Origin of the sequence: Streptomyces sp. AgN23 (assembly GCF_001598115.1) — a bacterium.
GTDB lineage: Bacteria > Actinomycetota > Actinomycetes > Streptomycetales > Streptomycetaceae > Streptomyces > Streptomyces antimycoticus.
This window is the reverse complement of sequence record NZ_CP007153.1, coordinates 1,039,108-1,060,987: the sequence shown is the minus strand read 5'-3', so window position 1 is coordinate 1,060,987 and position 21,880 is coordinate 1,039,108. Positions and strand designations below refer to the sequence as shown.

Below are 21,880 nucleotides of genomic sequence, written 5' to 3'. Positions count from 1 at the left end.
GTGGCAGTATCAGCGAAATAATCGCGCAAAACCATTTCCATCAGTCGTCGGGGAAGGCTGTGTTGTGGGGCAATCAGGCGCGCCCAAATCCCAAGGTCTCAGCGCGGCCATGAGCAATCTCTTCGAGCGCACCAGGCGAAAGGAATCCACGGGTGTGGTGCCCGTCGCCAGGGACCGTGAGCTGAGGGCGTCATTCGCGCAGCGGCGACTGTGGTTTCTGGACCAGCTGGAGCCCGGCAACGCCTCGTACAACCTCCCCTTCGCGGTGCGGGTGCGCGGCCGCCTGGACGTCGCTCATCTCTCCCGGGCCCTGTCGCTGGTGGTCGCCCGGCATGAGGCGCTGCGCACCACCTTCACCGAGACCGGCGGCCAACCGGTGCAGCGGATCCTGCCCCCCGCCCCCGTCCCGGTGCGGATCGCATCGGTGCCCGACGGCCCGGAGGAGGAGCGGCTTGCCGCGGTCCGGCAGCTTGCCGGAGCGGAGATCACCGAGCCCTTCGACCTGAGCACCGGGCCCCTGCTGCGGGCCAAGGTGCTGCGGCTGGAGGAACACGACCACGTCCTGCTGCTGACGGTGCACCATGTGGCCACGGACGCCTGGTCACAGGGCATTCTCGTGGGTGAGCTGTCCGCCGCGTACGAGGCGTTCGACGCCGGGCGGGAGCCCGTACTGCCGCCGCTGCCCGTGCAGTACGCCGACTACGCGGAGTGGGAGCGCGACTGGCTGTCCGGTCCGACCCTGCGCCGCCAGCTGGACTACTGGACGAAGCGGCTCGACGGTATGGCGCCCGCGCTGGAGCTGCCCACCGACCGGCCCAGGCCCTCGGTCGCCCGCCAGGAAGGCGACGCGGTGCGCTGGGAGCTGCCCGCCGAACTGATCCAGGCCGCCCGCCGGCTGGGCGCCGGTGAGAACGCGACCCTCTACATGACCTTGCTGGCCGCCTTCCAGCTGGTCCTGGGCCGCTATGTGGACAGTGACGACATCACGGTGGGCACCCCCGTGGCCAACCGGGGGCGCGCCGAGGTCGAGGGCCTCATCGGGTTCTTCGTCAATACCGTGGTGCTGCGGACCGACCTGTCCGGCGACCCCACCTTCCGCCAGCTGCTGGCACGGGTCCGGGACATGGCGGCCGGTGCCTTCGCCCATGGCGACCTGCCCTTCGAGTATCTGGTGGAGCAGGTGCACCCCGAGCGGGACCTGTCCCGGAACCCGCTGGTACAGGTGCTCTTCCAGATGATCAACGTACCGGCGGAGCGGCTCGCCCTGCCCGGCGCGGAGACCGAGCCCTACGACCACGGCCGGATCCTCACGCGCATGGACCTGGAGGTCCATCTCGTCGAGACCGAGGACGGCGTGCTCGGTCATATCGTCTTCAGCGAGGCCCTGTTCGACAGGAGCACCGTCGAACGGCTGCTGCACCATGTCACCGTCGTCCTGCGAGGTGTTCTGGCCGAGCCGGACCGGCGCCTCTCCGAGATCTCCCCGCTCGACGACGCCGAGCGGGCGAAGGTCCTGGAGGAGTTCAACCACACCGCGGGCCCCGTACCGGCCGGATCGCTGCCCGCGCTCTTCACCGCCCAGGCCGAGCACCGCCCCGGCGCGGTGGCCGTGATCAGCGGCGCCGACCGCATCACCTACGCCGAGCTGGACCAGCGGTCGAACCAGCTCGCCCACCTCCTGGAGAGCCGGGGGATCGGCCCCGAGACCCTGGTCGGGCTGTGTGTCGACCGCGGCGCCGAGATGATCGTGGCCATCCTCGCGATCCTCAAGCTCGGAGCGGCCTATGTGCCGATCGACCCGAACCACCCCCGGGACCGCATCCAATTCGTACTGGCCGACGCCGGGGTGACCGTCGCCGTCACCCAGCAGCGCTTCACCAGCCTGCTCGAAACGCCCGCCGAAACGGAGGGCGGGACGCCCGGGATCCGGCTCGTCCTGCTCGACGCCGAGCGCGCATCACTCACCAGCCGGCCCCCGACCCCGCCCATGGCACGGCCCAGCGCCCAGAACCTCGCCTATGTCATCTACACCTCCGGCTCCACCGGAGTCCCCAAGGGCATCCTCATGCCCGCCTCCTGTGTGCTCAACCTGGTGGCCTGGCAGAAGAAGGCCCTGCCGATCGGCCCCGACGCCAAGACGGCCCAGTTCGCCACGCTCACCTTCGACATCTCGCTGCAGGAGATCTTCTCGGCGCTGCTGTACGGCGAGACGATCGTCATCCCCGGCGAAGAACTGCGCATGGACCCCGTCGAGTTCGCCCGATGGATCCACACCCACGAGATCGACCAGCTCTTCGTTCCGAATGTGATGCTGCGGGCGATCTCGGAGGAGGTGGATCCGCACGGCACCGAGCTGGCCGCGCTGCGCCATCTCTCACAGGCCGGTGAACCCCTCTCCCTCCACCACGATCTGCGCGAGCTGTGCGCCCGCCGCCCCGAGCTGCGGCTGCACAACCACTACGGGCCCAGCGAAGCCCATGTGGTGACCTCGTACTCGCTCCCCGCCGAGGTGGCCGAGTGGCCGCTCACCGCCCCCATCGGCCGCCCGATCGGCAATACCCGGGTGTATGTCGTCGACCGGCGGCTCCGGCCCGTCCCCGTGGGAGTGCCCGGTGAGCTGTGCGTGGCCGGAGCGGGCCTGGCCAGGGGCTATCTCGGCCGCCCGGATCTGACCGCCTCCCGGTTCGTGGCGAACCCGTTCCACGGCGATGGATCGCGTATGTACCGCTCCGGCGACCTGGTGCGCTGGCTGCCCGACGGCAACCTGGAATACCTCGGCCGGATCGACGACCAGGTGAAGATCCGTGGCTTCCGGATCGAACCGGGCGAGATCGAGGCGATCCTCGCCAGGCACCAGGACGTGCTCCACACAGCCGTGATGGTGCGTGAGGACACCCCGGGGGACAAGCGGCTGGTGGCCTATGTGGTGGCCGATGCCACCGCCGCGGACCGGCACGACCGGCTGACCGAAACCCTGCGCCGGCACGTCGAGTCCGCGGTGCCCGAGTACATGGTGCCCTCCGCTTTCGTCCTGCTGGACACCATGCCCCTGACCTCCGGCGGCAAGATCGACCGGAAGGCGCTGCCCGCGCCCGACCTGCGCACCGTGCTCGAGGTCGGCTACGTCGCCCCCCGCACCCCCGAGGAAGAGGCCGTCTGCCGGGTCTACGCGGAACTGCTCGGCGCCACCAGGGCCGGTATCGACGACGACTTCTTCGCACTGGGCGGCCATTCCCTCATCGCCACCCGGGTGGTCGCCAGGCTACGGACCGCCCTTGGCATCGACGTGCCGCTGAAGACCGTTTTCCAGCAGCGCACGCCCAGGGAACTGGCGGCCACGCTCACCGCCGCGGCCCGGTCCGTTCCCGACCCCGAGCTGCCGCCGCTGGTCCCCGCCCGGCGCGATCAGCCCGTCCCCCTCACCTTCGCACAGCAGCAGACGGACCTCTTCTTCGGCGATCTCCTCGACGCCGGGGACTGGAACATCCCCATGGCCGTGCGGGTGTCGGGCGAACTGGACCTCGACTGCCTGCGGCGGGCGATGGCCCTGCTGATCGACCGGCACGAGGCCCTGCGCACCTCCTTCGTCAAGGAGGCCGACGGATACGTCCAGGTGATCCGGCCGCATGTGCCGGTCCAGGTGGAGGTGGCCGAGGCGGACGACGAGGCGGAAGCCTCCGTACTGGCCGGACAGGAGGCGGCACGGCCCTTCGATCTCACGAGCGGCCCGCTGGCGAGGCTGCGCGTACTGCGCCTGGCCGAGCTGGACCATGTCCTGGTGCTCACCCTGCACCATCTGGTCACCGACGGCTGGTCCCAGGGTGTGCTGGTCCGCGATCTGTCCGTCGTGTACTCGGCGCTGCTGCGCGGCGCCGAACCCGATCTGCCACCCGTGCCCGTCCAGTACGCCGATGTCGCGAACTGGGAGCGCGAGTGGCTGCGCGGGGATCTGCTGCGACGACAACTCGACTACTGGCAGCGGCATTTCGACAAAATGACGCCCGCCGAACTGCCCACCGACCGGCCCCGCGCCACGTCGGCCCGATACGAGAGCGGCATCCACCACTGGCGACTGCCGAAGGACGCCGTGGAGGCGGCCCGGCGGCTGGGCGAATCGTCCAGTGCCACCTTGTACATGACGCTGCTCACCGCGCTGAAGGTGGTCATGTCCGCCCGCTCGGACAACCAGGACGTCCTCGTCGGCGTGCCCATGGCCAATCGTGGTCGGGACGAACTGGAGAACGTCGTGGGCCTCGTCTCCAAGATGCTGGCGCTGCGCACCGAGGTTTCCGGCGCCACCGACTTCGGCACACTGCTGACGGTGGTGCGCGATGCGATGTCCGACGCCTTTACGCACCAGGACCTGCCGTTCGTCTCCGTACTCAAGCACTCGGACGAACCCACCGGCGGCCATGCCGGAACGCGGCTGTCGGACGATCCGCCGGTAAAGGTGATCTTCCAGATCGTCAACACCCCACAGCGGCCGCTGATGCTCGCCGGACTGACCGCCGAACCGTTCCTGATGACCCACCCACCGGTGACCGTCAACGTGGACATGGAGATCGACCTGTACGAGAACGCGGAGGACGGCGGCCTCGCCGGCACCGTGCTGTTCAGCACGTCCCTCTTCGACCGCGCCACGATCGAGCGGTTCTGCGACGACGTGGTGGCCGTGGTCTCCACGGCCGCCGCGGACCCCCGACGGTCGGTCTCGCAGGTCTGGCAGGTCCGAGGGCGCGATCAGTGAACGACGATTCCGTCCCGAGGAACAGCATGGAACCGGACGAGGCCATCGCCATTGTCGGAATGTCCTGCCGCTTTCCGCAGGCACCCGACCCCAAGGCGTTCTGGCGGCTGCTGAGCGAGGGCGTCTCGGCGATCAGCGAGGTGCCCGCCGGGCGGTGGACCGACGACGCGTCCATGCCGCCCGCCATCCGCCACGGCGGCTTCATCGACGACGTCGACCGTTTCGACCCCGCGTTCTTCGGCATCTCGCCACGCGAAGCCGTGACGATGGACCCCCAGCAGCGGCTGATACTGGAGCTGGGCTGGGAGGGGCTGGAGGACGCGGGCATCGTGCCCGCCACCCTGCGGGGAGCCACCGTCGGCGCGTTCATCGGTGCCGGATCCGCCGACTACGCCTCGCTGATCAGTGCCCGGGGCCGCTCGCACCACACGCTGACCGGCGTCCAGCGCGGCATGATCGCGAACCGGCTCTCCCATGTGCTCGGCCTGAGCGGTCCCAGCGTGACCGTCGACGCGGCCCAGGCATCGTCCCTGGTCGCAGTGCATATGGCCGTGGAGAGCCTGCGCCGCGGCGAGTCACGGATCGCGCTGGCGGGCGGGGTGAACCTGAACCTCTCCGCGGAAACCGCCGCCGACATCGCCGCGTTCGGCGCGCTCTCCCCGGACGGCCGCTGCTTCACCTTCGACGCCCGCGCCAATGGCTATGTGCGGGGCGAGGGCGGCGGCATCGTCGTCCTGAAACCGCTGTCCGACGCCCTCGCCGACGGCGACACCGTCTACTGCGTGATCGAGGGCAGCGCGGTCAACAACGACGGCGGCGGCACCTCGCTCACCGCCCCCGACCCCCGTGGTCAGCAAGAGGTGCTCCGGCTGGCCCAACGGCGGGCCGCGGTCTCACCCGGCGCCGTGCAGTACGTGGAACTGCACGGCACCGGAACGGCGCTCGGCGACCCGGTCGAGGCGGCGGCCCTGGGCGCCGTCTTCGGCCGGACCGGGACGGGGCCGGTGCAGCTGGGTTCGGTGAAGACCAACATCGGCCACCTCGAGGCCGCCGCCGGTATCGCCGGACTGCTGAAGACGGCACTGGCCATCCACCACCGTCAACTGCCGGCCAGTCTTCATCACCGCACGCCGAATCCCCGCATTCCCCTGGGCGAGCTCAACCTGGAAATGCGCCTGGCACCGGGGGAGTGGCCGAAGGCGGACCACCGCCTGGTCGCCGGCGTCAGCTCGTTCGGGATGGGCGGCACCAACTGCCATGTGGTGCTTGCCGAACCACACGCCGAGGTCCCCTCCCGAGCCTCCGCGGACCCGGAGCCCGGAGTCCTCCCGAGCCCGGTTCCGGCCCCTGCCCCTGTCCCCCTCCCGGTCCCGCTTGCGCTGTCGGCGTCGACCGCGGACGCGCTCCGGGACCAGGCGGTACGGCTACGGCCGTATCTGGAACGGTCGCCGAACCTCACCGACCTCGCCTTCTCCCTCGCCACCACCCGGACCACCTTCGAACACCGTGCGGTGCTCATCGCCGGGGAGGCCACCGACGCGGCACCCGGCCTGGACACGCTCGCCGAAGGCGGCACGGCTCCCGGCCTGGTGACCGGCACGGCGAGGGCGGGCAGGCTTGCCTTCGCCTTCGCCGGCCAGGGGTCCCAGCGGCTCGGCATGGGACGCGAACTCAGCGCCGCTTTTCCCGCGTTCGCCGAAGCGCTCGACGCCGTGTGCACGGCGCTGGACGCACACCTCGATCGTCCCCTTCGGGACGTCATCCACGGCGACGACGCCCAGCTGCTCGACCAGACGCTGTACGCCCAGGCCGGACTCTTCGCGGTGGAAGTGGCGCTCTTCCGGCTGCTCGAGGACTTCGGGCTCGTACCGGATGTGCTGATCGGGCACTCCCTCGGCGAAGTGAGCGCCGCCCATGTCGCCGGTGTGCTGTCGCTGGCGGACGCCGCCGCCTTCGTCGCCGCCCGCGGCCGACTGATGCAGGCCGTGACGGAACCGGGCGCCATGGTCCTGCTCGAAGCGACCGAGGACGAGGTCACCCGGACTCTCATGACGGGCGAGGCATCGGACGACAGCGCCCGGATCTGCGTGGCCGCGGTCAATGGACCGAACGCCACGGTGATCTCGGGGGATGAGCGTGCCGTACTCGACCTCGCGGCGCAATGGACCCACCGCGGACGCAGAACGAAGCGGCTCCGGACCAGCCACGCCTTCCATTCACCGCATCTGGACCCCGTCCTCGACGAGCTTCGGCATATCGCCGAGAGCCTCACGTACCGGCCGCCGCGGATACCGCTCATATCGAATGTGACCGGCAGCCGTGCCACGGCGGAAGAGCTGTGCTCCCCGGAGTACTGGGTACGGCATGTCCGCCGGACCGTACGTTTCCTGGACGGCATTCGCGCGCTGGAAGGCGAGGGCGTCACCACCATCGTGGAGCTGGGCCCGGACAGGGCGCTCACCACCCTGGCCCGCGACTGCCTGACCGGGCCCGGAACGCTGGTGGGCACGCTCCGCCGTGACCGGCCCGAGCCACTGGCCCTGGTCACCGCGCTGGCCGAGCTGTATGTCTCGGGTGCCCAGGTGGTATGGGACCCGCTGGTGTCCGGGGGGCGGCGGATTCCGCTGCCCACGTACGCCTTCCAGCGGCAGTCGTACTGGTTTTCCGTGTCCGGCCCCGAGGGCGGGGCCACGCCCGCACCTGCGCTCACCTCCGCACCTGCGATCACCTCCGCACCTGGGGTTGTCTCCGAGCCTGGGATTGTCTCCGAGCCTGAGGACACTTCCGGACCTGAGGACACTTCCGGACCTGAGGATTGGGACCTGGGCCGGAGCGGTGGCGGAGTGCTCGGCATGGTCCGGGCGCACGCGGCCGTCGTACTCGGATACGAGTCGGTGGCGGCCATCGGCGCCGAGCGAACCTTCAAGCAACTGGGGTTCGACTCGATCACCGCCGTCGAGCTGTGCGAACGGCTCGGCGAGGCGACCGCCCTCCCGCTACCCAGCACCTTGTTGTTCGACTATCCGACGCCCGCCGCGCTCGCCGAGCATCTGCACCGCACGCTCCACGGCGGGGTGGACGAGCGGACCGTGTCCGCGCCGGAGCCGACGCCCGACAGTGGCGATCCGGTGGTGATCGTGGGCATGGGCTGCCGGTTCCCCGGCCGGGTGCACTCGCCGGAGGATCTCTGGCGGATCGTGGCCGACGGCGAAGACGCCATCTCCGGCTTCCCGTCCGACCGGGGTTGGGATCTCGATGGCCTCTACCACCCCGACCCCGATCACCTCGGTACCTCGTACGCGCGCGACGGCGGATTCCTTTACGACGCCGCCGAGTTCGACGCGGGTTTCTTCGGCATCTCGCCGCGCGAGGCCGCGGCGATGGACCCGCAGCAGCGGCTGCTGCTGGAGACGGCGTGGGAGGCGTTGGAACAGGCGGGGATTCCCGCAGGGCACCTCAAGGGCAGTGGCACAGGTGTGTTCATCGGAGCCTCGTCGGCCGGCTACGCGGCGGATGCCGGAGAGGCGGTCGAGGGCTATCGGCTGACCGGCACCGCGGCGAGCGTGGCCTCGGGCCGGGTGTCCTACACCCTGGGCCTCGAAGGCCCGGCGGTCACCGTGGACACGGCATGCTCATCGTCGCTGGTGGCATTGCATCTGGCGGCGCAGTCGCTGAGGGCGGGCGAGTGCTCGCTGGCCTTGGCGGGTGGAGTGACGGTGATGGCCACACCGGCGATGTTCGTGGAGTTCTCCCGTCAGCGGGGGCTGGCCGCGGACGGGCGGTGCAAGGCGTTCGCGGCGGCGGCGGACGGCACAGGGTGGGCCGAAGGCGTCGGAATGCTGGTGGTCGAGCGGCTGTCGGATGCCGAGCGTCTTGGGCATCGGGTGTTGGCGGTGGTGCGGGGTTCGGCGGTGAATCAGGATGGTGCGTCGAATGGGTTGACGGCGCCGAACGGTCCGTCGCAGCAGCGTGTCATCCGCCAAGCGCTGGCCGGCGCGGGGCTTGTGGCGTCGGATGTGGATGCCGTGGAGGCGCACGGCACGGGTACGACGCTGGGTGATCCCATCGAGGCCCAGGCATTGCTGGCCACCTACGGTCAGGACCGGGCGTCGGACCGGCCACTGCTGCTGGGCTCGGTGAAGTCCAATATCGGTCATACGCAGGCGGCGGCGGGTGTGGCCGGTGTGATCAAGATGGTGATGGCGATGCGCCACGGCGTGCTGCCGCGAACGCTGCATGTGGATGCGCCGTCGCCACACGTCGACTGGTCCGGCGGCGGGGTTGAGCTGCTCACCGAGGCAATGCCGTGGACCACGGCCGGTGGTCTGCGCCGAGCGGGCGTCTCGTCGTTCGGAGTGAGCGGCACCAACGCGCACGTCATCCTGGAGCAGGCCCCCCGGACGGCCCAGCCGACCGATCCCATCGGGGAAGGCGGCCCCGGAGCCGCGGCGGTCGCCTGGGTGTTGTCGGGTCAGGGCGAGGCGGGGCTACGGGCGCAGGCCGAGCGGCTCCACGCCTTCCTGGCGCGCGGTCCCCGTCCCACTCCGGCAGAGGTGGGATGGTCGCTGGCATCGACACGTACGACGTTGTCGCACCGCGCGGTGGTCATGGGGGCTGACTACGACGAGTTGCTGGGCGGTCTGGACGCGGTGGCCGACGGGATGCCCGCGCCCGGAGTGGTACGGGGCACCGGAGCACCCGGAGACGTGGTGTTCGTCTTCCCGGGTCAGGGGTCGCAGTGGGTCGGGATGGCGTTGGAGTTGATGGAGTCCTCGCCGGTGTTCGCGGGGCGGATGCGTGAATGTGCGGATGCGCTGGCTCCGTTCGCTGAGTGGTCGTTGTGGGATGTGTTGGGTGATGAGGTGGCGTTGGGGCGGGTGGATGTGGTGCAGCCGGTGTTGTGGGCGGTGATGGTGTCGTTGGCGGAGTTGTGGGGTTCGTTTGGTGTGGTGCCGTCGGCGGTGGTGGGGCATTCGCAGGGTGAGATCGCGGCGGCGTGTGTGGCGGGTGGTCTGTCGCTGGCGGATGGTGCGCGGGTGGTGGCCTTGCGCAGCAAGGCGTTGCTGGCCTTGTCGGGTCGGGGTGGGATGGTGTCCGTTCCGGTGGCGGCTGATCGGTTGGGGGATCGCCGGGGGTTGTCTGTGGCGGCGGTGAATGGTCCGGGCTCGACGGTGGTGTCCGGGTCGGTTGAGGTGCTGGATGCGGTGTTGGTGGAGTTCCCGGAGGCCAAGCGGATTCCGGTGGATTACGCGTCGCATTCGGCGCAGGTGGAGGAGGTCCGGGGGGAGCTGGCGGAGGCTCTGGCGGGGGTGGAGCCGTGTAGTGGGCGGGTGCCGTTTTATTCGACGGTGACCGGGCGGCTGATGGATACCGCGGAGCTGGATGCGGGGTACTGGTACCGGAATCTGCGGGAGACCGTGGAGTTCCAGGGCACCGTTGAGACCCTCGTCCGCCAGGGTCACACGGTGTTCGTCGAGGCCAGCCCGCATCCGGTGCTGACCATCGGCGTCCAGGACACCGCCGACGCCACCGACACCCCGATCATCACCACCGGATCGCTGCGCCGCGACGACGGCACGATCCAGCGTTTCCTGAGCCACCTGGCCGAGCTCCATGTGCGCGGTGTCCGGGTCGACTGGCGACCGCTCTTCGTCGGCGTCTCGCCCGTCGAGCTGCCGACGTACGCTTTCCAACGGGAACGGTTCTGGCTTGGAGCGGACACTGCCGAGTCCGCCGCGGTCGCGTGGCGATACCGGATCGCCTGGAAGCCACTGCCCGGGATGGACACCCCGACCCTGCCGGGCACATGGCTGGCGGTGGTCCCCGAAGGGGACGAGTGGGCCATGGCCGGTGCCCGGGCTCTGGCCGAGCAGGGTGGCGCGCGGGTCCGTACCCTCCAGGTGTCGCACGACGCGGAGCGTCAGAGCCTGACCGGGCCGCTGACGGATGCGGTGGGAGCCGATGACATCTCCGGTGTCGTCTCGTTCCTGGCCCTCGACGAGCGTCCGCATCCGACGCATCGGGCCCTGTCCCAGGGGCTGGCGCACACCGTCGAGCTGCTGTGCGCGCTCACCGCCGCCGAGGTCGAGGTGCCGCTGTGGTGTGTCACCCGGTCGGCCGTCGCGGCTCTGCCGGGGGATCCGGAACCCAGCCCCGCCCAGGCGGCGATATGGGGATTCGGACGGGTGGCCGGGCTGGAGCGATCCGGGCACTGGGGTGGCCTGATCGACCTGCCCACACAGTGGGGCGCGCAGGTGGCGCGGAGGTTCGTCGCCGTGCTTGCCGAGACGGTCGGCGAGGACCAGGTCGCGGTGCGGCCTTCGGCGGCCCTGGGCCGACGGCTGGAACCGGCGGCCACGACCGGACCGGCCGATGCATGGCGCCCGCACGGCACGGTTCTGATCACCGGAGGTACCGGAGCGCTGGGCGCACAGGTGGCACGGTGGCTGGCACAGGCCGGCGCGGAGCACCTGGTGCTGCTCGGCCGTCGCGGCCCGCAGGCCCCAGGGGCGGCCGCGCTGGAAGAGGAACTGACCGCGCTCGGCGTACGAGTGACCATGACGGCCTGCGATGTGACCGACCGGACCGCTCTCGCCGAGGTGCTGGCGTCGGTGCCGGACCTCACCGCCGTGGTCCATCTGGCGGGAACCGTGCGATTCGGCGGTGCGATCGACGCGGATCTCGACGAGTACGCCGCCGTCTTCGACGCCAAGGTCACCGGCGCCCTGCACCTGGACGAGCTGCTCGACCATGCGCCGCTGGAGGCGTTCGTCCTCTTCTCCTCGGCAGCGGCGGTCTGGGGCGGCGCCGGCCAGGCCGGTTACGCGGCGGCGAACGCCCTGCTCGACGGTTTGGCACAGCGGCGCCGGGCACGCGGCCTACCTGCCACCTCGATCGGATGGGGCACCTGGGGCGGCAGCCTCGCGCCCGGGGACGAGGAGCGGCTGAGCCGCATCGGCCTGCGCCCGATGCGGCCGGAGTCGGCCGTCGCCGCACTGCGCCACGTCGTCGGATCGGACGAGCCCTGCCCGGTCATCGCGGACGTCGACTGGGAAAGATTCGGCCCGGCCTTCATGGCCGGTCGGCCCAGCCCCCTGCTGAGCGATCTGCCACAGCTGCGAAGGAGCTCCGGAGCCCTGGCGGAGGCAGGCGACCTCACCGGATTGCGGAGGCGACTGGCCGGGGTGCCCGTGGCCGATCAGGACCGGATGCTGGTGGACCTGGTACGGGAGCATGCGGCCGAACTCCTGGGCCATCGCGACCCGGTGGCCATCGACCCGACGGTGCCCTTCCGGCAACTGGGCTTCGACTCGCTGACGGCGGTCGAGCTGCGGACCCGGCTGAACACGAGTACGGGACTGCGTCTCCCGGCCACCTTGTTGTTCGACCACCCGAACTGCCGGGCCGTTGCCGACCTGCTGCGCTCGGAACTGCTCGGCGGCGACCGGTCGGGCTCCCTCGCGGTGCCCTCCGCCGAGGAGGCTGTGTCCGTCGGCGCGGTGGTCTTCGACGAGCCGATCGCCATCATCGCGATGAGCTGCCGTTTCCCGGGAGACATCCAATCCCCCGAGGAGTTGTGGCGGGTCGTCAGCGAGGGCCGGGAAGTGCTCTGCGACTTCCCCGACGACCGCGGCTGGAACGCGGACGCGCTGTACGACCCGGATCCCGACCGGCCCGGCACCAGCTATGCGCGTACGGGCGGATTCCTCGACGACGCCGCGGAGTTCGACCCGGAACTCTTCGGCATCTCCCCGCGTGAGGCGCTGGCGATGGACCCCCAGCAGCGACTGCTGCTGGAGTCGGCGTGGCAGGTCTTCGAGCGCGCCAGGATGGCGCCGACCTCCCTGCGATCCAGCAGGACCGGTGTCTTCATCGGCGGCTGGGCCCAGGGCTATCCCTCGGCATCGGACGAGGGGTACGCCCTGACCGGCGCCGCGACCAGCGTGATGTCCGGTCGTATCGCCTACGCGCTGGGTCTGGAGGGCCCCGCCCTGACCGTGGACACGGCATGTTCGTCCTCGCTGGTGGCGTTGCATCTGGCGAGTGAGGCGCTGCGGCGGGGCGAGTGTTCGCTGGCACTCGCGGGCGGTGTGACGGTGATGGCGACGCCCAGCACGTTCGTGGAGTTCTCGCGCCAGCGCGGGCTGGCCCCGGACGGTCGGTGCAAGGCGTTCGCCGGGGCGGCGGACGGCACGGGGTGGGGCGAGGGCGTGGGCATGCTGCTCGTGGAGCGGCTGTCGGACGCTCAGCGTCTTGGGCATCGGGTGTTGGCGGTGGTGCGGGGTTCGGCGGTGAATCAGGATGGTGCGTCGAATGGGTTGACGGCGCCGAATGGTCCGTCGCAGCAACGGGTGATCCGGCAGGCGTTGGCGAATGCCCGTTTGTCGGCGGCGGATGTGGATGTGGTGGAGGCGCACGGTACGGGGACGACGCTAGGTGATCCGATCGAGGCGCAGGCGTTGTTGGCCACGTACGGTCAGGGCCGGGATCCGGAGCGGCCGCTGTGGTTGGGGTCGTTGAAGTCGAACATTGGTCATACGCAGGCGGCGGCGGGTGTGGCCGGTGTGATCAAGATGGTGATGGCGATACGCCACGGTGTGCTGCCGCGAACGCTGCATGTGGATGAGCCGACACCGAAGGTGGATTGGTCCACCGGCGCGGTGGAGTTGCTCACCGAGTCGGCCGAGTGGCGGGAGGAAGGCCGACCGAGACGAGCCGGGGTGTCGGCCTTCGGCGTGAGCGGCACCAACGCCCACGTCATCCTGGAGCAGGCACCGGAGGTGGCGGCCGAGAGCAGACAGGATCGCGTGGCGCCGGTGGCGGTGCCCTGGGTGCTCTCGGCCGCGAACGAGGCGGGTCTGCGGGCGCAGATCGAGCGATTGCGGACCTTCGTCGACGACCATCCCGCGCTTGACCCGGTGGACGTGGGCTGGTCGCTGGCATCAACGCGTGCGCTGCTGCCCCATCGCACCGTCGTCGTGGGCACGGACCTCGCCACACTGCGACGTGGGTTGGACGCGGTGGAGGTCACCGGCGCGGTCGGGGCGGATCGTGGCGTGGTGTTCGTCTTCCCGGGTCAGGGGTCGCAGTGGGTGGGGATGGCGTTGGAGTTGGCGGAGTCCTCGCCGGTGTTCGCGGGGCGGTTGGGTGAGTGTGCGGATGCGTTGGCTTCGTTGGTGGAGTGGTCGTTGTGGGATGTGTTGGGTGATGAGGTGGCGTTGGGTCGGGTGGATGTGGTGCAGCCGGTGTTGTGGGCGGTGATGGTGTCGTTGGCGGAGTTGTGGGGTTCGTTTGGTGTGGTGCCGTCGGCGGTGGTGGGGCATTCGCAGGGTGAGATCGCGGCGGCGTGTGTGGCGGGTGGTTTGTCGTTGGAGGATGGTGCGCGGGTGGTGGTGTTGCGGAGTAAGGCGTTGCTGGCTTTGTCGGGTCGGGGTGGGATGGTGTCCGTTCCGGTGTCTGCGGACCGGCTTCGTGACCGCCCTGGGTTGTCGGTGGCGGCGGTGAATGGTCCGGTGTCGACGGTGGTGTCCGGGTCGGTTGAGGTGCTGGATGCGGTGTTGGTGGAGTTTCCGGAGGCGAAGCGGATTCCGGTGGATTACGCGTCGCATTCGGTGCAGGTGGAGGAGGTCCGGGGGGAGCTGGCGGAGGCTCTGGCGGGGGTGGAGCCGTGTAGTGGGCGGGTGCCGTTTTATTCGACGGTGACCGGGCGGGTGATGGATACCGCGGAGTTGGATGCGGGGTACTGGTACCGGAACCTGCGCGAGACCGTGGAGTTCCGGTCCACGATCGAGGGGCTGCTGGAGCTAGGTCACACGGTGTTCGTGGAGGCCAGTCCGCATCCGGTGCTGACCATCGGCGTCCAGGACACAGCCGACGCCACCGACACCCCCATCATCACCACCGGATCGCTGCGCCGCGACGACGGCGGCCTGGTCTCCTTCCTTACCACGCTGGCCCGGTTGCATGTCCGGGGCGTGGCGGTGGACTGGCGGGCGGCCTTCGCCGGGCTGGACGCGCACGCCATCGACCTGCCGACCTACGCCTTCCAGCGTCGGCGCTTCTGGGCGGCTTCCCTCCGGTCGACACCCGGCTCGGCCGAGGTCGACCACCCCCTCGCGGGTGCGGTGGTGCCCTTGCCCGATTCCGGAGGTGCTCTGCTCACCGGTGTGCTCTCGCTGGCTGGTCAGCCCTGGCTGGCCGAACACTCGGTATCCGGTGTGGTCCTGTTCCCGGGGACGGGGTTTGTGGAGTTGGTGTTGCAGGCGGGGTTGCGGTTGGGGTGTGGGGTGGTTGAGGAGTTGACGTTGGAGGGGCCGTTGGTGCTTCCGGAGCGGGGTGAGGTGGAGGTTCAGGTTTCGGTGGGTGGTCCCGGTGAGGGGGGTCGCCGTTCGGTGTCGGTGTTTTCGTGTCGGGAGGGTGAGTGGGTTCGGCATGCGGTGGGTGTGGTGGGGGTGGCCGATGCTGAGGTGTCGGCTGTGGAGGTGTGGCCGCCGGTGGGTGCGGAGCGGGTTGGGGTCGAGGGGGTTTATGGGGTGTTGGCGGAGCGGGGGTATGCGTATGGCCCGGTGTTCCAGGGGCTGCGGGAGGCCTGGCGGCGGGGAGACGAGGTCTTCGTCGAGGCGGCGGTACCGGAGGAGGCGAGAGGTGATGCGGCGCGCTGCGCGATACATCCCGCGCTGCTCGACGCCGGGCTGCACGGCGTCGGACTCGGCGGCCTGATCACCGACGACGGCGAGGCGTACCTCCCGTTCTCCTGGAGCGGCGTCAGGCTGCACGCGGTCGGCGCGTCCGCCGTCCGGATGGCGCTGACGCCCGCCGGGCCGGACGCGGTGTCGCTGAGGGTGACCGATGAGGCGGGTGAGGCGGTCCTGTCGGTGGAGTCCCTCGTACTCCGACCCGTCCCGGAGGGACAGCTCGCTGACGCCCGGGTGGGCAACCGCGATGCGTTGTATCGGGTGGAGTGGGTGGATGTGGGTGTGTGTGGGGTGGGGTCGTTTGTGGAGTGGGGTGAGGTTGCTTCGGGTGGGGTGGTGCCGGGGTGTGTGGTGTTGTCGGGGGTTGATGTGGTGGGTGTGTTGGAGGTTTTGCGGTTGTGGGTGGGGGATGAGCGGTTTGGGGGTTCGCGGTTGGTGGTGGTGACGCGGGGTGCGGTGTCGGTGGGTGGTGAGGGTGTGGAGGATGTGGGTGGTGGTGCGGTGTGGGGGTTGGTGCGGTCGGCGCAGTCGGAGCATCCGGGGCGGTTTGTGCTGGTGGATGTGGGTGTTGATGAGGGTGTGGTTGTTGGGGGTGTTGGGGGTGTGGTTCCGGATGTGGTGGGGTTGGGGGAGTCGGAGGTTGCGGTGCGTGGGGGGCGGGTGTGGGTGCCGCGGTTGGTGGGTGTGAGTGGTGGTGGTGTGGGTGGTGGTGGTGTGGTGGCGGGTGTGGGTGGTGGTGTGGCGTTGGTGACGGGTGGGACGGGGTTGTTGGGTGGTTTGGTGGCGCGTCATTTGGTGTCGGTGTATGGGGTGGGTGAGGTGGTGTTGGTGAGTCGTCGGGGTTGGGGTGCTCCGGGTGTTGGGGGTTTGGTTGGGGAGTTGGAGGGGTTGGGTGCGCGGGTGCGGGTGGTGGCGTGTGATGTGGGGGATCGGGGTGCGGTGGCGGAGTTGGTGGGGTCGATTGAGGGTTTGGGGGTGGTGGTGCATGCGGCGGGTGTGGTGGATGACGGGGTGGTTGGTTCTTTGGATGGGGGGCGGTTGGTTGGGGTGTTGGGGCCGAAGGCGTTGGGGGCTTGGTATTTGCATGAGGTGACGTGTGGGTTGGATCTGTCGGCGTTTGTGTTGTTTTCGTCGGCGGCGGGTGTGTTGGGGAATGCGGGTCAGGGGAGTTATGCGGCGGCGAATGGGTTTTTGGATGCGTTGGCTGCGCATCGGCGGGCGCGGGGGCTGCCGGGGGTGTCCATCGCGTGGGGGTTCTGGGAAGAACGCAGCGAACTGACCACCGATCTGGCCGAGGTCCAACTGTCGAGGATCTCCCGGTCCGTGGGGACGAGCATCAGCAGCGAACAAGGACTCGATCTCTTCGACGCGGCGCTCGCCGCCGATGAGGCGATGGTGCTGGCCACGCCCCTGAACATGCCGGCACTGCGGGAACAGGCTGCCGCGGGCACATTGCCGTCGATCCTGAGCGGTCTGGTCACCGCCCCCGTCCGTAGAGCAGTCGGGACCGGAGGCACTCCGGCCGGACTGCGGCACGAACTCGCCGGGGCGACAGACGCCGAAAGGGAACACCGGGTCGTGGGCCTGGTGCAGGAACACGTGGCCGGTGTCCTTGGCCACGTCTCCGCGGAGTCCATCGACACCGCGCGGACCTTCCAGGAGATCGGCTTCGACTCGCTGACCGCGGTGGAACTGCGCAACCGGATCAGCGCGGCCACCGGCGTACGGCTGCCCGCCACCGCCGTCTTCGATCACCCCACCCCGCAACTGCTGGCCGAGCGTGTGCTGGCGGAGGTATGGGGCTCCCTGCCCGCCGCCACCCCGACGGCGCCGTTGCCGGCCGTCGACGACGATCCGATTGTGATCGTGGGCATGAGCTGCCGCTTCCCCGGAGGTGTCGAGTCCCCCGAGGATCTGTGGCGCCTGGTCGACTCGGCCACCGACGCGGTCTCCGCGCTGCCCACGGACCGGGGTTGGGACCTGGCGACCTTGGCCGGAGCCAAGGACGGCGCCGGTGCCTCGTACGCCCGAGACGGCGGATTCCTCTATGACGCCGCTGAGTTCGACGCCGGGTTCTTCGGTATCTCGCCGCGTGAGGCGCTGGCGATGGATCCGCAGCAGCGGCTGCTGCTGGAGGCGGCCTGGGAGGTGTTCGAGCGGGCCGGAATCGCCCCCGACACGCTCAAAGGCAGCCGGACCGGAGTCTTCACGGGCGTGATGTACCACGACTACGGGTCGTGGCTCGCCGATGTCCCGGAGGACATCGAGGGCTATCGAGGTACGGGCATCGCGGGCAGCGTGGCGTCGGGGCGGCTGGCCTATACGTTCGGTTTGGAGGGGCCCGCCCTGACGGTGGACACGGCGTGTTCGTCGTCGCTGGTGGCGCTGCATCTGGCAAGCGAGTCGCTGCGGCGCGGTGAGTGCTCGCTGGCGCTCGCGGGCGGAGTCACCGTGCTGGCGACGCCGCAGGTCTTTGTGGAGTTCACGCGCCAGGGCGGGCTGGCCGCCGATGGCCGGTGCAAGTCCTTTGCCGCTGGTGCGGATGGTACGGGTTGGTCGGAGGGTGTGGGGCTGCTGTTGGTGGAGCGGTTGTCCGATGCTGAGCGCAACGGGCATCGGGTGTTGGCGGTGGTGCGGGGTTCGGCGGTGAATCAGGATGGTGCGTCGAATGGGTTGACGGCGCCGAATGGTCCGTCGCAGCAGCGGGTGATCCGGCAGGCGCTGGCGAGCGCCGGACTTTCGGCGTCGGAGGTCGACGCGGTCGAGGCGCACGGTACGGGGACGACGCTGGGTGATCCGATCGAGGCGCAGGCGTTGTTGGCCACGTACGGTCAGGACCGGGATCGCGAGCGGCCGCTGTGGCTGGGTTCGGTGAAGTCGAATATTGGTCATACGCAGGCGGCGGCGGGTGTGGCCGGTGTGATCAAGATGGTGATGGCGATGCGCCACGGCGTGCTGCCCCGGACTCTGCACCTGGACGAACCGTCGACCCATGTGGACTGGTCGGCCGGTGCAGTGGAGCTGCTGACCGAGCAGACGGCGTGGCCGGAGGCCGGTCGGCCCCGCCGCGCCGGAGTCTCATCGTTCGGGGCGAGCGGTACCAACGCCCATGTGATTCTGGAGCAGGCCCCCGACACGACGGGCGAACCCGAGCCCGGGCCGGAGCGGATCGAACTCCCGGCGATTCCCTGGGTGTTCTCGGCCCGGGACGAGGCAGGTTTGCGGGCGCAGGCCGTACGGCTACGGGCCTTCGCGGAGCGGAATTCGGATCTGGATTCCGCTGATGTGGGGTGGTCGTTGGTGGCTGCTCGTTCTGCGTTGTCGCATCGTGCGGTGGTGGTGGGTGTGGATCGGGCGGGGTTGCTTGGGGCTTTGGAGGGTTCGGTTGTTGTGGGAGTTCCGGTCGGTGGTGGGTTGGGTGTGGTGTTTGCGGGTCAGGGTTCGCAGCGGTTGGGGATGGGGCGTGGGTTGTATGAGGCGTATTCGGTGTTTGCTGTGGCGTGGGATGAGGTGTGTGGGGAGCTGGATCGGTATTTGGAGCGGCCTTTGGGTGAGGTGGTGTGGGGTGATGATGCTGGGTTGCTCGGTGGGACGGCGTATACGCAGGCGGGTTTGTTCGCGCTTGAGGTGTCGTTGTATCGGTTGGTCGTCTCGTGGGGTGTGAAGCCGGATTATCTGCTGGGTCATTCCATTGGTGAGTTGGCTGCGGCGTGTGTGGCGGGTGTGTGGTCGTTGGAGGATGCGGCGCGGGTGGTGGCTGCTCGGGGTCGTTTGATGCAGGCGTTGCCCGAGGGCGGTGCGATGGTCTCTCTCCAGGCCGCTGCGGCCGAGGTGCTTCGGCATCTGGCCGGTTACGAGGGTCGGGTGAGCGTGGCGGCGATCAACGGCCCGGCGGCGACCGTCATCTCCGGTGATGAGGAGGCGGTACGTGCCGTCGAGGAGGTGTTCATCGGTCGGGGGGTGCGGACGCGGTGGTTGCGGGTGAGTCATGCGTTTCATTCGTCGTGTATGGACGGGATGCTGGCGGAGTTCGGTGAGGTGTTGCGGGGGGTGGAGTTCCGGGCCCCGAGTGTGCCGGTGGTGTCGAACGTATCCGGTGTGGTGGCGGGCGACGAGCTGTGTTCGCCGGAGTACTGGGTGCGTCATGTGCGGGAGACCGTCCGGTTCGCCGACGGGCTCGACACACTCCGTGGGCTGGGCGTCAGTACCTTCCTGGAGCTGGGACCGGACGGCACGTTGACCGCTCTGGCCGATGGCGACGGACTGCCCGTACTGCGTCCGGATCGCCCGGAGCCCCTTACCGCGATGGCCGCTCTGGGCGGGCTGTACGTCCGGGGCATCGAGATCGATTGGGCGGCGGTGTTTCCGGGGGCTCGGCAGGTTGAGTTGCCGACGTATGCGTTCCAGCGTGAGCGGTTCTGGCTGGAGCCGACCTCGGACCAGCCCGTGACCAGCGCCGTGGATGCGGCGTTCTGGGACGCGGTCGAGCGTGAGGATTTCGGTTGGTTCGGTATCGACGCCGAGCAGTCGCTCAGCGCGGCTCTGCCTGCCCTGGCGGCATGGCGAAGGGTGCGGCAGGAGCAATCGGTCATCGACGGCTGGCGCTATCGACTCGGGTGGTCGCCGATTCCGGGCGTCTTCGAAGAGTCCGTCCTCACCGGCACATGGCTACTGGTGACCGAGCCGGGCGGCGGCGCCGATGACCTGATGGGTGCGATGCGCGCGGCAGGGGCCGAGGTGCGGATGGTGACGGTGGCAGAGCTCGCGGCGCCGGAGACCGTCCCTGCCCTGGCGGGTGTGGTGTCGCTGCTGCCCGTCGAGGAGACCGTCCTCTTGCTGCGGACGCTTCGTACGGTTGCTCCGCTGTGGTGTGTTACTCGGGGTGCGGTCTCGGCGGCCGACGGGGATGTGGTGGATCCGGATCAGGCGGGGCTGTGGGGGCTCGGCCGGGTGATCGGTTTGGAGCATCCCGATCGCTGGGGTGGGTTGATCGATCTGCCGCCGGTGGTGGATGAGGGTGTCGGGGCTTGGCTGTGTCGGGTTCTGAGCGGGGGGACGGGCGAGGACCAGGTGGCGGTCCGTGCCGCTGGAGCGTGGGGTGCCCGGTTGCTCCGGGTGGCAGGGGCGGCGGACACGTCCGCCGAGTGGCGTGGTCGTGGGGCTGCTTTGGTCACCGGGGGTACGGGCGCGCTGGGCGGCCATGTGGCGCGTTGGCTGGCGGGGGCCGGCGTGGAACGGATTGTGCTGGCGAGTCGTCGGGGGGCCGAGGCACCCGGCGTCGCGGAGTTGGTGGCGGGGTTGGAGGTATCGGGTGTGGTGGTGTCGGTGGTGGGGTGTGATGTGGCTGATCGGGGAGAGGCTGCGGCGTTGGTGGAGGGGATTGCGGATTTGCGTGTGGTGGTTCATGCGGCGGGCGTGCTGGATGACGGTGTGTTGGAGTCGCTGACGTCTGAGCGGATCCGGGAGGTGATGCGGGTCAAGGTTGCGGGGGCGCGGCACCTGGATGAGTTGACGCGGGGTCGGGATCTGGATGCCTTCGTGTTGTTCTCGTCGGCTGCGGGCACGCTGGGCAACGCGGGTCAGGGGAGCTATGCGGCGGCCAACGCCGTTCTGGACGGACTGGCCCAGCGGCGCCGGGCCGAGGGGCTGGTGGCCACGTCTGTGGCCTGGGGTGCCTGGGCGGACAGCGGCATGGGGGCGGCTCAGCGGCAGCTCCCCGGGATGCCCCCGGAGCTGGCGATCACCGCGCTTCAGCAGTCACTGGTCGCGGACGAGACCACGATGATGATCGCGGACGTGGAGTGGTCGAGCTTTGGCTCCCGGTACACCGCCGTACGGCCGAGCCCGCTGCTGAGCGAACTACTCACGATCGCCACCCCTCCTATGGAACCGGTCGAGGAATTCGCCACCCGGCTGCGGGGCATGTCGCGGATCGAGCGCGACCGGGCGGTGCTGGAACTGGTCCGTACCCACGTGGCGGCCGTGCTGGGGCATGCGAAGCCCTCTTCCGTCGACCCCTCGAGGACTTTCCAGGAGGTCGGCTTCGACTCGCTCACCGCGGTGGAGCTGCGCAACCGCCTGGCCACTGCCACCGGCGTACCGTTCCCGGCGTCGGTCATCTTCGACTATCCGACCACCGCGGCGCTCGCGGACCATGTCCGGGCCCAACTCCTCCAGGGCGAGACCGAGGACGATACGACGTCCGTGCTCGACGAGCTGAACCGGCTCGAAGCGGTGTTGTCCGACCTGTCCCCGAGCGACGTGGCCGGTGCCGAGGTCGCCGCGAAGATCAAGAGTCTGCTGTCCCACTGGGGCGCGGCCACTGACCGTGACATTGAACTGGATTCCGCGACGGACGAGGAGATGTTCGATCTCCTCGGCAAGGAATTCGGTATCTCGTGAACCTGCCGTCGAGTTCGACTCCGAGTGAGTCCAGCAC

The 21,880-nt window shown here is 69.6% G+C and carries 2 protein-coding genes; both read left to right on the top strand.

What is annotated here, in order from left to right; genetic code table 11:
- Positions 1 to 109 precede the first annotated feature (109 nt).
- Positions 110 to 4,747 carry a non-ribosomal peptide synthetase gene (locus tag AS97_RS04565; RefSeq protein ID WP_210564374.1) on the top strand — a complete coding sequence of 1,546 codons (4,638 nt, stop codon included), beginning with the start codon at positions 110 to 112 and terminating at the stop codon, positions 4,745 to 4,747.
- A gap of 26 nt (positions 4,748 to 4,773) precedes the next feature.
- A complete protein-coding gene (locus AS97_RS48445; protein WP_210564373.1) occupies positions 4,774 to 21,843 on the top strand; it encodes a type I polyketide synthase in 17,070 nt (5,689 codons plus the stop codon).
- Positions 21,844 to 21,880 lie beyond the last annotated feature (37 nt).

Bases quoted from the DNA above. Each gene is read 5' to 3' on its own strand.
- AS97_RS04565 (WP_210564374.1), top strand. From the start codon at position 110: ATGAGCAATCTCTTCGAGCGCACCAGGCGAAAGGAATCCACGGGTGTG.
- AS97_RS48445 (WP_210564373.1), top strand. From the start codon at position 4,774: ATGGAACCGGACGAGGCCATCGCCATTGTCGGAATGTCCTGCCGCTTT.